Annotated in this window: 12 protein-coding genes; 5 read left to right on the forward strand and 7 right to left on the reverse strand. The window is 72.6% G+C overall.

Features of this window, described 5'->3' with window-relative positions; all coding sequences use genetic code 11:
- The 4 genes from ABZ562_RS31265 to ABZ562_RS31280 form a co-directional block, all read right to left on the reverse strand.
- The coding region (locus ABZ562_RS31265; RefSeq protein WP_361485981.1) for an AAA family ATPase at positions 1-2258 on the reverse strand (2258 nt) is incomplete at its 3' end.
- On the reverse strand, positions 2255-3415 hold the full coding sequence (locus ABZ562_RS31270) for an exonuclease SbcCD subunit D (RefSeq protein ID WP_361485983.1): 1161 nt from the start codon (positions 3413-3415) through the stop codon (positions 2255-2257). The genes ABZ562_RS31265 and ABZ562_RS31270, both read right to left, overlap by 4 nt.
- A gap of 142 nt (positions 3416-3557) precedes the next feature.
- Positions 3558-5288, reverse strand: a complete 1731-nt coding sequence (locus ABZ562_RS31275; RefSeq protein WP_361486088.1) for a SulP family inorganic anion transporter — start codon at positions 5286-5288, stop codon at positions 3558-3560.
- Between the two features lie 284 nt (positions 5289-5572).
- The gene (locus ABZ562_RS31280; protein ID WP_361486091.1) at positions 5573-6175 is read right to left on the reverse strand and encodes a carbonic anhydrase; all 603 of its coding nucleotides are present in this window, start codon (positions 6173-6175) and stop codon (positions 5573-5575) included.
- 175 nt (positions 6176-6350) lie between these two features.
- Between ABZ562_RS31280 and ABZ562_RS31285 the strand changes: the two genes are divergently transcribed.
- Positions 6351-7133 carry a response regulator transcription factor gene (locus tag ABZ562_RS31285; RefSeq protein ID WP_361485985.1) on the forward strand — a complete coding sequence of 261 codons (783 nt, stop codon included), beginning with the start codon at positions 6351-6353 and terminating at the stop codon, positions 7131-7133.
- On the forward strand, positions 7130-8623 hold the full coding sequence (locus ABZ562_RS31290; protein WP_361485988.1) for a HAMP domain-containing sensor histidine kinase: 1494 nt from the start codon (positions 7130-7132) through the stop codon (positions 8621-8623). The genes ABZ562_RS31285 and ABZ562_RS31290 overlap by 4 nt, the downstream gene beginning before the upstream one ends.
- Here the strand turns inward: ABZ562_RS31290 and ABZ562_RS31295 are convergent.
- The 3 genes from ABZ562_RS31295 to ABZ562_RS31305 all read right to left on the reverse strand — a co-directional run bounded on the left by ABZ562_RS31295 (position 8620) and on the right by ABZ562_RS31305 (position 10107).
- Complete coding sequence (locus tag ABZ562_RS31295) at positions 8620-9249, reverse strand: YigZ family protein (protein ID WP_361485991.1); 630 nt, start codon at positions 9247-9249, stop codon at positions 8620-8622. The genes ABZ562_RS31290 and ABZ562_RS31295 overlap by 4 nt on opposite strands.
- Positions 9250-9258: 9 nt before the next feature.
- A complete protein-coding gene (locus ABZ562_RS31300) occupies positions 9259-9576 on the reverse strand; it encodes a hypothetical protein (protein ID WP_361485993.1) in 318 nt (105 codons plus the stop codon).
- Between the two features lie 123 nt (positions 9577-9699).
- The gene (locus ABZ562_RS31305; protein WP_361485995.1) at positions 9700-10107 is read right to left on the reverse strand and encodes a helix-hairpin-helix domain-containing protein; all 408 of its coding nucleotides are present in this window, start codon (positions 10105-10107) and stop codon (positions 9700-9702) included.
- Between the two features lie 375 nt (positions 10108-10482).
- Here ABZ562_RS31305 and ABZ562_RS31310 point away from each other — a divergent pair, with 375 nt between their 5' ends.
- Genes ABZ562_RS31310 through ABZ562_RS31320 form a run of 3 tightly spaced genes read left to right on the forward strand, consistent with a single transcriptional unit; the run spans position 10483 to position 13998 of the window.
- Entirely contained in the window at positions 10483-11343 is an 861-nt protein-coding gene (locus ABZ562_RS31310) for a hypothetical protein (protein ID WP_361485997.1), read from the forward strand.
- Between the two features lie 14 nt (positions 11344-11357).
- Entirely contained in the window at positions 11358-12557 is a 1200-nt protein-coding gene (locus tag ABZ562_RS31315) for a copper amine oxidase (RefSeq protein ID WP_361486000.1), read from the forward strand.
- A gap of 55 nt (positions 12558-12612) precedes the next feature.
- Entirely contained in the window at positions 12613-13998 is a 1386-nt protein-coding gene (locus ABZ562_RS31320; protein WP_361486003.1) for a serine hydrolase domain-containing protein, read from the forward strand.
- Positions 13999-14000 lie beyond the last annotated feature (2 nt).

Genomic DNA, 14000 nt, shown 5'->3' on the forward strand with positions numbered 1-14000 from the left:
GCCCGGTCGAGGGCCGCGCGGGCGTCGAGCCCGTCCGCGGCCGCGGCGCGGGCCTCGGCGTACGCGGTGCGCAGCTCGGCCAGGGCGCGGTCCAGCGCCTCCACCGCGCCGCCGTCCGCCCCGGCCTCCGCGCCCGCCAGCGCCTCCTTCAGCCGCTGCGACCGGCTCTCGGCCTCCTCACGGCCCGCCTCGGCCCGCTGGTACTCCTCCAGCGCGGCCTCCTCCGCCGTACGGTCCACATGCCCCGCCCCCGGGCGCGCCGGGCTCGGGTGCTCACAGCCCCCGCACACCGCGCACGGCTCCCCCGGGCGCAGCCCGGCCGCCAGCTCGGCGGCGATCCCGCGCAGCCGCCGGTCCTTGAGGTCCAGCCAGCTCTCCTGGGCGCAGGCCGCCCGCTCCCGGCACCGCAACAGCTCCTCCCGCGCCCGCTCCGCCAGCTCGGCGAGCCGGTCGCGCTCGCGGGCCGCCTCGAGCCGCCGCTCGGCGGGCTCGATGCGCGCGCCGAGCTGCTCGGCCCGGGTGGCGGCCTCCTGCGCTGCCTCGATGCGCGCCTGGTGCGCGCGCCGCGTCGACTCCCAGCCCGCGAGCCATTCGGCGGCCTCCTCGACGGCCTCGTCATCGGCCCGCGCCTCACGGTCCAGCTCCGCGATCTCCGTCGCCACCGCCCGGGCCCGGTCCTCGCCCCGCCGAGCCGCCGCCAACGCCCCCAGTTCCCCCCGCACCCACCGTTCCACCCGCGCCAACCGCTCGGCCCCCGCCTCGGCCAGCGGCCCCGCGCCGCCGCGGTCGCCCTCCTGCTGCGACGCGTCAGCCGCAGAGCCCCCGCGCGCGGCGGCCCCCACCGACGATCGGTCCGCGGCGGGCGGCTCGGGGTGGGCGGTGTCACCAGCCGGAGCCGCGCCGCGCGCGTGCGGCACGCCACGCGCCCCAGCTGTGTCCACGGCCCCGGCCTCCGGCGCGCCGTGCTGCTCCTGCCCGGCGGCACCCGCGGGCGAACCCGGGCCCTCCCCGGCAGCCGCCGTACGGCCCCCAGCGTCGGCCCCGCCCGACAACCCGGCGCCGCGCGCGGGCGGCACGCCGCGCGAACCGTTCCGCCGCCCGGCGGACTCGTCTGCCTTGTCGGCCCCGGACGGCCGCGGGGCCGGGACGTGGGCCAGGGCGTCCAACACCGGGTCGGCGGCCAGGTGGGTGCGGGCCTGGCGTTCGGCGGCGATGGCGCGGTGGTGGGCGTGGGCGGCGGTGGTGCGGAGGTCCAGGGCGGGGGCCACGGCGTCGGCGGCGCGGGCGCGCTCCAACAGGGCGTGCAGCCGTGTCCGTTCGGCCCGGCGCAGCTCCAGGTCGTCCGCGCGGCGCCGCGCCTCGGCGTGGCGGCGCTGGAGTTCGGCGCGCTCGCTCTCCGCGTCGGCCGCCCGCCGGGCGGTCTCGTGCACGGCTTCGGCGCGGCGCAGCGCGGACGCGGTGATGTCGCGCCGTTCGCGCGCGTCCGCGCGGGCGAGGGCGGCCCACTCCAGGACGGCGTCGGCGAGGCCCGGCGCTCCGGCGGCGGTCTCCGGCAGCGGGTGTGCGTCCAGTTCGGCGGAGCGGCCCGCGGCCTGGGCCATGCGGTGGGCCAGCGCGAGGAGCCGTTCGTCGCCGCCGATGACGCGCTTCTCGGCGGCGCGCCTCAGCTCGGCGAGCCGCTCTTCGACGGCGGCGAAGCGGCTGGTGTCGAAGAGCCGTCCCAGCAGCTTGGCCCGGGCCGGTTCGTCGGCGCGGAGGAAGCGGGCGAAGTCGCCCTGCGGCAACAGCACCACCTGGCAGAACTGATCCCTGCTCATGCCCAGCAGCTGTTCGATCTCCGCGCCGATCTCCTGGTGCGAGCGGCTGAGCGCCGTCCAGGTGCGGGAGTCGGCGTCGTAGGCGCGCAGCAGGCTCTGCGCCTTCTCCCGGGTCACCCCGGTGCCCCGCTTCTTGGGCCGGGGCTGCTCGGGCCGCCGGGTGATCTCCAGGCGGCGCTGCCCTACGGTGAGTTCGAGGACGACCTCGGTCGGGGTGAGCGGATCGGCGTGGTCGCTGCGCAGGGAGAGCCCGCTGCCCTGCCGGGCGCCGGGCACCTGCCCGTACAGGCCGTAGCAGACGGCGTCGAGGACGGACGTCTTGCCCGCGCCCGTCGGCCCGTGCAGCAGGAAGAGCCCGGCGGCCGACAGTTCGTCGAAGTCGACCTGCTGGGTGGCCCCGAAGGGGCCGAAGGCGGTGACGGTCAGCCGGTGGAGCCTCATCGCGGGTCCTCCCCCTCCACGCGGACGGCTTCGAGGGCGTCGCCGAGCAGCACGGACTCCCGCGCGTCCGGGCCCCGCCCGCCCCGTACGTGGGCCACGAAGTCCTCGGCGATCTCCCGGTCGGTGCGGCCGCGCAGCCGCTGGGCGTAGGAGGCGAGCGGGTCCTCGGGGGGCCGCTCCGGGTCGAAGACCAGGCTGAGGACGTGTGGGAAGCGCTCCGCGAGCCGGGCCATCGGCTCGTACGGCCGCGCCGGATCGGTGAGCGTGGCCTCGACCCAGGCCGTCTCGTGCCGGGCGAGGTCCGGGTCGGCGAGCAGGTCCTCGAGCCGCCCCCGGAGTCGGGCCAGCGGGCGGGGTACGGGGCAGTCGACGCGCTCGGCGGCACCGATCGCGCCGTCGGCGGCCAGCTCCACGAGCCACATCGACTTGCGGTGCGTGGCCTCGGAGAAGGAGTAGGCGAGCGGCGAGCCCGAGTAGCGGACACGCTCGGTGAGGGTCTGACAGCCGTGCAGATGCCCGAGTGCCACGTAGTCGACGCCGTCGAAGACCTCGGCGGGGACGGAGGCGACGCCGCCGACGGTGATGTCCCGTTCGCTGTCGCTGACCGCGCCGCCGGTGACGAAGGCGTGGGCGAGGACGACGGACCGGGTGCCGGGCGGCCGGGTGGCGAGGTCGGCGCGCACCCGGTCCATGGCGGCGCCGAGGACCGCCGGATGACCCCCCGCCGACGCGCCCAGTGTCTCGCGCACCAGGCCGGGTTCGAGGTAGGGCAGACCGTAGAAGGCGACGTCGCCGTGGCGGTCGGCGAGGACGACGGGGGTGCCGCATCCGGCGGGGTCGGTGCGCAGATGGATCCCGGCCCGCTCGATGAGCCCGGCGCCGACGCCCAGCCGCCGGGGCGAGTCGTGGTTGCCGGAGATCATGACGGTCGGCACGCCGAGCCCGGCGAGCCGGTGCAGGGCGTCGTCGAACAGCTCGACGGCGGCCAGCGGCGGTACGGCCCGGTCGTAGACGTCCCCCGCGACGAGGACGGCGTCCACCTCCCGCTCCCGTACGGTCGCGACGAGACGGTCGAGGAACTCCCGCTGCGCCGCGAGCAGGCTGACGCGGTGGAAGGACCGTCCGAGGTGCCAGTCGGAGGTGTGCAGAATTCTCACGTTTCGACTCCGACGCGCACGTTCGTCCTTCCTCCACCCCATTGGTCAGCAACGCGCCCGTACCGGATCAGCGCTACGGGCACCGACCACGTTAACCGCGATCGGTGCCCGGGGCCGCACGGACCTCGCTTTTGTACCCGTGTTACCTGCGCGTGCCGCCCCACCGGTGGTCGTCGAAGAGGTCGACGCCCTCGGGGTACCCGGTGCCGTAGTCCGCGCCGTAGGCGTGGTGGTCGTCCTGGTGGCCGTCCAGCGGGCGGGGGTCGAGGTAGTACCACTCGGCCGTGGGGCCGGGACCGGCGGACGGGTCGGCCGGCGCCTCCGGACCGGCGGACGGCTCGCCGGACCACGCGCCGGGCACCGCCGCGTCCGGCCGCGGCGCGGGTTCCTTGGCCGCCTTCGGCGCGTTCAGTTCGTTCGGCATCAGCAGTTCCACCCGTACTCCGGGCGTGGCCCGCTTCTGGGCGACGAACTCCTCGACCTGGTTGCGGCAGGCGTGGTCCAGATGGGTGACGCCCATCAGATCGAGCCGGATCCGCCCCTTCCCGGAGGCGCCGACGGCCTCGAGCGCGTCGATGAGCTTCGGCAGCCGCAGGAAGGTGGCGTTGCCCTTCATGACGACCTTGGCGCTGTCGCCCTCGACGACGTGCTCGACGGAGGTCTGCGACATCCGCAGCGCGGCCAGCACGATCCCGGCGGCGAGCCCGATCAGTACCCCTTCGAGCAGCGCGGTGGCGACGATGGCGAGCGTGGTGGCGGTCATCACGAAGAACTCGCCGCGGTCCTCGTGCCACATCTTCGGGAACTGCTCGGGGGCGAGCAGCTTCCAGCCGCTGTGGACGAGGACACCGGCCAGCACCGAAATGGGGATCAGGGCGAGGACGCTGGGGAGCAGCAGGGCGAAGGCGAGCAGCCACAGGCCGTGCAGCGTGCGGGAGAGCCGGGTCTTGGCGCCGGACTGGACGTTGGCCGAGCTGCGGGCGACGACGGCGGTCATGGGGAGCGAGCCGAGGAGGCCGCAGAGGGTGTTGCCCGCGCCCTGCGCGATCAGCTCGCTGTTGTACTGGGTGCGCTTGCCGTCGTGCATCCGGTCGACGGCGGCGGCCGTGAACAGGCTCTCCGCGGAGGCGATGACGGTGAAGGTGACGATGGCGGTGAGGATCGCGGGGTCGGCGAGCCCGGCGAACTGTTCGGGGCCCGGGACCTGGATGGCGGCCAGCAGATTGCCGACCTGGAGCGTCTTCACCTCGACGCCGGGGAGCGCGGCGATGACGATGCCGAGTCCGACCGCGACCAGCGCGGCGGGGATCTTCTTGACCGGCCCCGGCACCTTCTTCCAGACGAAGCTGAGGACGACGGTGGCGATGCCGAGCCCGGCGGCGATGGCCGCCTGCGGGTTCGCCAGGGTGTCGGCGATCAGCCCGGGGGAGGCGAGCATGTTCTCGATGGGCGTGCCGGGGGCCTTGTTGTCGGCCAGCGGATACGCCTGGCTGACCATCAGCGGCAGGCCGATACCGGCGAGCATGCCCTGTACGACGGCGACGGAGGTGGCCTGGAACATCCGGCCGAGGCGGATGAGCCCCAGCACGATCTGCAGGATTCCGGCGCCCAGCACGATCACGCCGAGCATGGCGATGCCCTGCGCCTCCACCGTCTCCGCGACGAGCGCGGCGAGTCCGGCGGCGGGCCCGCTCACCTGGAGGGTGCTGCCCGGGGTCATGCCGACGACGAGGCCGCCGATCACCCCGGTGATGATGCCGAGTTCGGCGGGGGCGCCCGAGGCGACGGCGACGCCGATGCACAGGGGCAGGGCCACCAGGAAGACGACGAGCGAAGCGCCGATCTCGGTGCCGAGGTTGGCCCCGGCGAACATGCCGCCCTTGGGGGCGCGCCCCTTGGCGCCGCCCCCGGCGCCGTCCCGCGCACCGGCGCCCGCGCGGGTGCCGGGTTCCGCCCCGGTGGCGGGGCCAGCACCGGCCCCGCCACCGGGAGTTCGAACCATCCCTTGTAACGTCTCGAAGCTTTCGGTACCCGGCCCGCTTCCGTCATCCGGTGAATGGGGCGGGGCATGGGCCGGGGATTGGGCCGGCCAATCGTCGACGTATATCGGCGCGGCCGCTCCCGTGGGCGCCCGGCCTCGCGCATGCCGTCCGGTCGTCATGGGTGCACCCGGAAATCGCCATCCGCTTCCATTTCCCACAACTCGGCGCTGTCGACCTGGTAGAACCAGCCGTGCAGCCGCAGCTGACCGTTTTCCCACCGGCGCCGGGCGGCCGGATATTCCTTGAGCGTTTCGAGCTGATTACGGACATTCAACTGGGCCAATTCCCGCAGGCAAGGGTCCTCTTCGGTGGAGCCGAGCCTCGTGGCCAGTCCGGGCCGGGCGACGTCGAGCCAGGCGCCGACTCCGGGCATCTCGGACAGATCCGTCCCGGAGGCCAGCGCGCCCATGGCGCCGCAGTGCGAATGACCGCAGACGACGACGTCCCGGACGCCCAGCACCTCCAGCGCGTATTCGATGGTGGCGACCTCACCGGATACCAGGTGCGTACCGTGCGGCGGCACGATGTTTCCCGCGTTGCGCAGCTCGAATATCTCACCGGGCCGGGCGCCCGTGATGAGCGCCGGAATGACGCGGGAATCCGAGCAGGTGATGAACAGGGCCTGTGGAGATTGCCCGTCGGCCAGTTTGCGGTATTCACCGCTGTCGAAATCGGCCCGGCGCCGGAACGAGCGGGCGTGTTCGAGCAGAGTCTGCATCATGCCTCCCTGACGGGTGTTTTCCACCGGATGCCAATCACCGTAGGGAGGCGTGCGCCAGGCGAGGGTTAAACGAACACTAGAGCATTGCAAGTTCTTCCTCAATATTCGGAACCGCACTCGCAACCTTACAAAAACCGGGACGGGCATCCGCCGCTGCGGTAGACAGGACCCCATGACCGTACGAGCGCTGCTGATCGAGGACGACGAGACGATCGCCGAGCCCCTTGTCGAGGGTTTACGGCGATACGGGCTGACGGCAAGTCACGTGGGTACGGGTACCGCCGGGCTGGAAGGGCCGTACGGGGACATCGTCCTGCTCGACCTGGGACTGCCGGACATGGACGGCATCGACGTCTGCCGCGGCATCCGGCAGGTCTCCGACGTACCCATCATCATGCTCACCGCGCGCGGTGAGGAGGCCGACCGGGTACTCGGACTGGAGCTGGGAGCGGACGACTACTTGGCGAAACCATTCAGCATGCGTGAGCTGATCGCCCGCATCCGCGCCGTGACCCGCCGCACCCAGCGCACCGAGCCCGCGCCCACCGTGCCCCTGGGGGCCGGGACCACCGTCGCCCCTCCCCCGCCGGTCTTCGAACCGGAACCGGCCCCCGCCCCGGCGCCGGTGCAGCACCAGACGCTGGAGGGACAGGAGCCGCTGATCGTGGACCGCAGGACCCGGCAGGTGTGGGTGGGCGGCGCCCCGGTCGCCCTCACACCGAAGGAGTTCGAGCTGCTGGCCCTGCTCACCGAGGATCCCGGCGCCGTGTACTCGCGCCAGCAGATACTCGACCGGGTGTGGGACCCGCACTTCCACGGGCCGACCAAGACCCTGGACGTGCACGTGGCCACCCTGCGCCGCAAGCTCGGGGACCCGGCCTGGATCCAGACCCTGCGCGGCGTGGGCTTCCGGCTCGCCGTGCACACCGGAATTCCGGAGGCCGCCCGGCCGTGACCCGTCGTCTGCTGCTCGGCTATCTGAGCCTCGCCGTCCTGGTCCTGCTGTGTTTCGAGATCCCGCTCGGCTACATCTACAGCCGGTCCGAGAAGGAGCGGGTCATCTCCGCGGCCGAGGACGAGGCCGAGTCTGTGTCCGCGTTCGCCTCCCTGTCCATCATGGCGGGCCGGGAGGAGCGGGAACTCCCCGCACGGGTCGTGCACTGCGCCCAGCGCATCGGCGGCGAGGTGCTGATCGTGGCCGCCGACGGCGGAGTGCTCGCCGCCTCCCATCCGCTGCCCGCCGATCAGGCGCGGGACGTGACGTCCCGGCCCGAGATCGCGGCGGCGCTGGGGGGCCATGACGCGGTCGACGTACGGACCTCCACCATCGGCGGGGTCAGCTATCTCTCCGTCGCCCTTCCCGTCACCCACGGGAACCAGCTCCAGGGCGCGGTCCGGCTCATCGTCCCCACCGACGCGGTGCACTCCAAGGTGCACCGGGCGTGGCTGCTGCTGGCCCTGGCCGGGCTGGCGATCCTGACCGGGGCCGCCGTGGTGGCGCTGGTCTTCGCCCGCTGGACCAGCCGTCCCATCGTGGAGCTGGAGCGCTTCGCGCACCGGCTGGCCGACGGCAAGGCCCCCACGCCCGCCCCGGTGACGTCCGGGCCGCCGGAGGTACGCAGCCTGGCGGCCACCTTCAACCAGACCGCCGCCCGTCTCGCCCATCTGCTGGAGGCCCAGCGCGGGTTCGCGGCCGAGGCCTCCCACCAGCTGAAGACGCCGCTCGCGGCGCTGCGGCTGCGCCTGGACAATCTGGAACCCGACCTCGCCGAGCACGCGCGCCCCCATCTCACCGCCGCGACGACCGAGACCGAGCGGCTGGCCCGGATGGTCGAGGGGCTGCTGGCGATGGCCCGGATGGAGGAGGGTGCCGTGACCCCGGAGCAGGTCGACCTGGACGAGCTGTGCACGGAGCGGCTGCGCACCTGGACCCCGCTGTTCGAGAAGCACCACGCCCATCTCGTCCTGCGCGGCGTCCCGGTCGGCCACGCCCTCGCGGTGCCCGGGGCGGTCGAGCAGATCCTGGACAATCTCCTGTCCAACGCGCTGCGTTCCTCGCCGCTGGGCAGCACCGTCGCCCTCGACCTCCGCCACCCCGCGCCTGACCGCCGCCATCTGCACCGGGACGGCCGCCCCACCTGGGTCGAGGTGCACGTCATCGACCAGGGTCCGGGTATGACCGCGGAGCAGCGCCGCCGTGCCTTCGACCGCTTCTGGCGGGCCCCCGACTCCCCCAAGGGCGGCACCGGCCTCGGGCTCTCGCTGGTCCAGCGGCTGGCCCACGCCAGTGGCGGCGAGGCCATGCTGAACGCGGCTCCCGGCGGCGGGCTGGACGCCGCGGTCCGGCTGCGCTCCCCGGTCAGGTTCGGTGGCCCGGGACGCCCGGCCAGAATGCAGCTGCGCCGCAAAACCGTCCCGGAGCCCACCGTCCAGGCCCCCGTCTAGGGGGCCTCTTCGTATGCCTCGCCGCCCAGTTCGAGACCGGCCGTCCCCGCGGTGGCGTCCGCCAGCCAGCCGCGGAAGGCCGCCACGTCCGCCTCGGGCAGCCCCACCTCGATGGTCACCGCCTCCGCGTACCGGACGTCCCGTACCACCCGGCCCGTCGCGCGCAGGTCGTTCTCCAGCTTTCCGGCCCGCTGGTGGTCGACGGTGACCGTCGCCAGCCGGAACCGCCGGCGGGTGACGGTGCCCACCGCGTCCAGCGCCTCGCCGACCGCTCCGCCGTACGCGCGGATCAGCCCGCCCGCGCCGAGCTTGACACCCCCGAAGTAGCGGGTGACCACGGCCACCGCGTACCGCACCTCACGGCGCACCAGCATCTGCAGCATCGGCAGGCCCGCGGTGCCGCCCGGTTCCCCGTCGTCGCTCGCCTTCTGTACGTCGCCGTCGGCGCCGATGACGTAGGCGAAGCAGTTGTGGTTGGCGGTGGGGTGTTCCTTGCGGATCCGCTGGATGACCTCCTGGGCCTCCTGCTCGGTCGCGGCGGGCGCGAGCGTGCAGAGGAAGCGGGACTTGTTGATCTCGACCTCGTGCACGGCTTCGCGCGCGACCGTCCGGTACTGCTCCTGCATGCGGCCAGCCTACGTCCCGGCCTCTTCGCGGGGGACGGGCAGGAGTGCGGCGTGGGCAGCCGCGGTGAGCACCACGGCGGCGAGGGTCCATGAGATCCAGTCGCCCGGGTCGGGCAGCCACTGCCGGCCCAGGGCGACGGGGTAGATGACCGCCGCGTAGACGGCGGGGACCGCGTGCCGCACGATGCCCTTTCTGGCGGCGCCGAGGAACAGCACCGGCGCCAGCAGCCCGGCGGAGAACACCACGCCCACGACCCAGAGCGCGCGGTGCCGCCGGCTGGTGTACATGGGGGTGTTTGAGGAGACGGTGGCGGGGAATTCGTTCACATTTACCTCTCGGCGGTCGGTGTACCGGTCATGGGTATGGACACGGACACAGGCACGGTTCGATCATTTGGCCGATTTCTCACTCCCCGAACTCCAGTTCCGATGGAATGTTCGAGGGGATCGCTAAACGCCCGGTTCGGAGCGGAGACAGCTGAGCGCGCGCCGCGCGCTCGCGGCTCCGATTCCCTCCAGATCGCGCAACTGCCGGGCGGAGAGACTGGACAACCGTTCGACGCTGTCGACACCGGCCCGCAGCAAGGTGTTGGCCAGCCGATGCCCGAATCTGTCATGCCCCAGAACATCGAAGAGTTCGCCGCCCTCACAGGAACAACCGGCCTCCCGGGCCGGCGTCCCCGGCCCCTTCTCCCGTGCGCTGCACGCGGAGCACACATCGATCACCCGGCCACCCCGGAGCGTCCTGGCCCAGCTCAGCGGGACCATCGCCGCTCGCGCCGCGCTCACGCTGTCGGCCGCGTCGGATGTACAAGTGGCGCCACAGATGTCACATCGAATGGTGATCAAATGGCTCATGTGAGCATGATGGCAGACACATCACCAACGGGCTTTGCACGTAGTCGCTTTGCGGCCTCTCCGCCGCGCGCACAGCATTCCCCGGATGTCGCGTCTCCCATCTCCGAAATCGTGGTACTCGGCGAATTGCTGCCCATCGGCACATGCGTTTTTCACGGTGCCTTCATTACAAATGCGACTGTTATCGCGCCCGGCGGGGTGAAAACGTGAGCCGACAGTGGACAGCGCAGAGTCCGGGGGGATGCGCGCGCTGAGTGCGGAAAGCGTGAGGAAGCGTCTCGATTCATGCGAATGAGGCGAATGAGACGCACACACCAGCGGTCACACCCCCTTGATGCCTGCCGGGTGCTGTCACGGAGCCCTGCCCGGGCTCACTTGACCGACAACGGGAACGGCTGGGTGATGACGATCAAGGCCACTGGGGACGGTGGGGCCGATGGGACGGGCCACCGGAAACGGGGATGGCGCGTATCCGCGGCCGTGGGCCTGGCGGCGGTGCTGACCGGCGGGGGGATCGTGGCGCTGAAGGCGACCGGATCGCCCGCGCCCGGCGACTCGGCCCCCGCGGCGAGCGTCGCCTCGCACACCGGGCCGCTGACGTCGAAGGAGACCCGGGAGGCGTCCCGGATCGCCGTCGGCGCCACCACCGGACAACGGCCCACACCCCGGGGCGGGCAGAAGAACACCCAGGACGAGAACGCCAAGGGCACCGAGGGCGGGGAGAAGAACGCCGCGGGCGGTTCCGGCGCCGAGGTGCTGGACACCCGCCGTCCGCCGCGCGCCAAGTCGGCCGCCGCCTCCGCCCCCGACAGCGAGGCCGAGGTCCAGCTCTACGACTACGCCTCGGACAGCCTGATCACCCGGCTCGTCGATCTGCGCTCCGGCAAGGTCGTGCGCTCGACCCGGCAGCACGACGTCCAGCCGCCGCCCACCCTGGCCGAGGTCCGGCAGGCGGTGAAGGTCATCCTCGCCGACCGCCGGCTCGGCGACGGAATGCGCGCCTCCTACCGGGCGGAGACCAAGAAGCGGCTGACCTCGCCCTCCCAACTGCGGATCCAGGGCATGTCGTTCCTCGGCACCCGTGCCAAGGGCGTCAAGGGCGCCGAGCAGGTGGCGCGGTGCGGCACCCACCGGTGCGTACAGCTCTTCGTGCGCATCCCGGGCGGCAAGTGGATCGACACCAGCAGGATCGTCATCGATCTCTCGGCCGGGCGCACCGCCGTCATCGGCCTGTGAGGGGAGCTCAGTTCGTGTTCAGTTCGTTTCGGCGTGCCCGTGTGCTCATGGCCGTGGTGGGTCTGCTGGCGCTGTGGGTGCCGGGTCCGGCGTCCGCCGCCCCCAGGAAGGCCGCGGCGACTCCCTCCTGCCCCGAGGCCGATCGCATCGACAAGACGCTGAAGAACGGCGCCCGCTGGCAGATGTGCTGGAACATCGACCGCAACACCGGTGTGGAGCTCAGCGATGTGACGTACACCCCCAACCGCGGCACCCCGACCCGCGTCCTGAAGAGCGCGTCGCTCGCCGAGGTGCACGTGCCCTACGACAGCGGCCAGCCGCGCTTCTACGACGTGTCGTCCATCGGCTTCGGCGACCTCGGGCAGGGCACGCTCACCAAGCTCTCGAAGGACGACTGCCCCACGGGCAAGCTCTGGAACTACCAGGACACCCCCGTGATGTGCAGTCAGGAGCAGCCGCGGCCGTTCGCGTACAAGAGCGCGGTGGAGAAGAGCGTGCGGCACGGAAGCGATCTGACCGTGTTCTCGGTGTCCGAGATCGGCTGGTACGACTACATCATGGAGTGGCACTTCGCCGACGACGGTGCCATCACCCCGCGAGCGGGCGCCACCGGATCCCTCTCGCCGTTCGCGTTCTCCGACGCGGCCCACGGCTGGCCGACGGGCGTGGGCTCCCAGCGGTTCAGCGAGAACCACACGCACAACATCTTCTGGCGACTGGACTTCGACGTGAACGGCCAGTCGAACAACGTCGTGGAGCAGTACGACTTCGAGGGCAGCGGCACGGCCGAGCGCACCATGAAGCGCACCGTGCTGTCCAAGGAGACGGGGGCGGACCTGGCGCCCGCCCGCTTCTGGCGGGTGGTGAACCCGGCGGCCGAGAACGACGACGGCCACCCCATGTCCTGGGAGATCGACAATCACGACAGCGATCAGTACCGGGGTCCGGGCGATACCGAGAAGTTCACGCATCACGACGTGTATGTCACCCAATACCGGGAATGCGAGCGGCTGGCCTACGGCAACACCGCGAAGGGCTGCGCCGCCTCGGTCGACAAGTACACCAATGGCGAGAAGGTCACCGACCCGGTCGCCTGGGTCAGCGTCGACTACCACCACGTGCCACGGGACGAGGACCAGGACCCGATGCCCACGCACTGGCAGAGCTTCCGGATCGTCCCCCGGGACGTCACGGCGGCGAGCCGGCTGCCGTGATCGACCGGGTCCGCCCCGTCCCCTCCAACCGTCCATCCGCGGCAAGGAGTGCCCAGTGTTACACCGGCCCACGAGAACGTCCGGCGACGAGCGGCGGCCCACGGCCCGCCACGACCTCCAGGACCGCCTCCACGCCCTGGCGCGGGCCCATCAGGTGCCCGGAGCCCAACTCGCCGTGCACAGCGGCGGAACCACCCGCGCCGTGCATACCGGAGTGCTGGACTCCATAACCGGGGAGCCGTTCACCGCCGACACGGCGGTGCCCATCGGCTCCCTCACCAAGTGCTATACCGCCACCGTCGTCATGCTCCTGGTCGCCGACGGCGACGTGGAGCTGGACGACCAGCTCGGCGACCATGTGCCGGAGCTGCGGCGGGCCGGGCCGCCGTGCACGGTGCGGCAGGTGCTCAGCCACACCGCCGGGCTCGCGTCCGGGCCCGACTCCGACCATGTCGCCGCGCTGACCACCGCGCGCTATCTGCAGGCCCACTGCACCGACGGCACGCTGGTGATGGCCCCGGGCACCGACTTCTCCTACTCCAACGCGGGCTATGTCGCGGCGGGCCGGCTGATCGAGACGGTCACCGGGATGAGCTGGCAGGAGGCCGTACGGTCCATCCTGCTGGAGCCGCTGGGCACCGTGCCGTCGTTCATCGGCGCGCCCGGTACGCCGGGGCGGCGGGCCGCTCGCGGCCACTCGGCCAACAAGGCGTCGGGCCGGACCCGGCCGGTCCACCAGAACCTCGCCCCGGCGGAGGCCGCGGCCGGTGCCCTGATGGCCGGCGCGCGGGACCTGGTGGCGCTGGCCCTGGCCCACACCCACGAAGGCCCGGACGGGCTGCTGCCGCCGGAGCTGGCGCAGGAGATGCGGCGGCCGGTGCCCGGTGCCGACCCCGGTGTCCTCGCCGACGGCTGGGGGCTGGGGTTCGCGCTCTTCCAGCGGGACGCGGCCACCTGGTTCGGGCACGACGGGAACGCCCAGGGCACCTCCTGCTACCTGCGGGCCGATCCGCGCACCGGCACCGTGGTCGCCTTCACCAGCAACTCCAACAGCGGCGCCGACCTGTGGCACGAACTGTCCGGCGAGCTGGAGGAGATCACCGGCATCCCGGTCCCCGGGGCGCCGGCCCGGCCGCGTCCGGCCACCCCCATGACGCCTCCGGCCTCCCCCACGGCCGCGACGGCGCAGTGCACCGGGATCTATCTCAACGGCGATGTCGAGTACCAGGTGACGATGAGCGACAGCGGCACGCTCGCCCTGTCCGTGGACGGTGACGTCCCCGCGCCACTGGTCTGCCACGAGGACCTGACCTGCGACCTGGTGGACCCGTCCTCCGGACGCCGGATTCCCGGTGGCCGTTTCGTGCGCGACCCGCGCACCGGAGCGGTCGACCGCATTCAGCTCTCGGGCCGGATGGCCCGTAAGAGCGCCCTCGTCTGAGG

Origin of the sequence: Streptomyces sp. NPDC019937 (assembly GCF_040631655.1) — a bacterium.
In the GTDB taxonomy this organism is placed as follows: Bacteria; Actinomycetota; Actinomycetes; order Streptomycetales; family Streptomycetaceae; genus Streptomyces.

Coding starts and splice junctions, on each gene's coding strand:
- ABZ562_RS31305 (WP_361485995.1), bottom strand. CDS start 10,107: ATGAGCCATTTGATCACCATTCGATGTGACATCTGTGGCGCCACTTGT.
- ABZ562_RS31295 (WP_361485991.1), bottom strand. CDS start 9,249: ATGCAGGAGCAGTACCGGACGGTCGCGCGCGAAGCCGTGCACGAGGTC.
- ABZ562_RS31280 (WP_361486091.1), bottom strand. CDS start 6,175: ATGCAGACTCTGCTCGAACACGCCCGCTCGTTCCGGCGCCGGGCCGAT.
- ABZ562_RS31285 (WP_361485985.1), top strand. CDS start 6,351: ATGACCGTACGAGCGCTGCTGATCGAGGACGACGAGACGATCGCCGAG.
- ABZ562_RS31275 (WP_361486088.1), bottom strand. CDS start 5,288: ATGTTCGCCGGGGCCAACCTCGGCACCGAGATCGGCGCTTCGCTCGTC.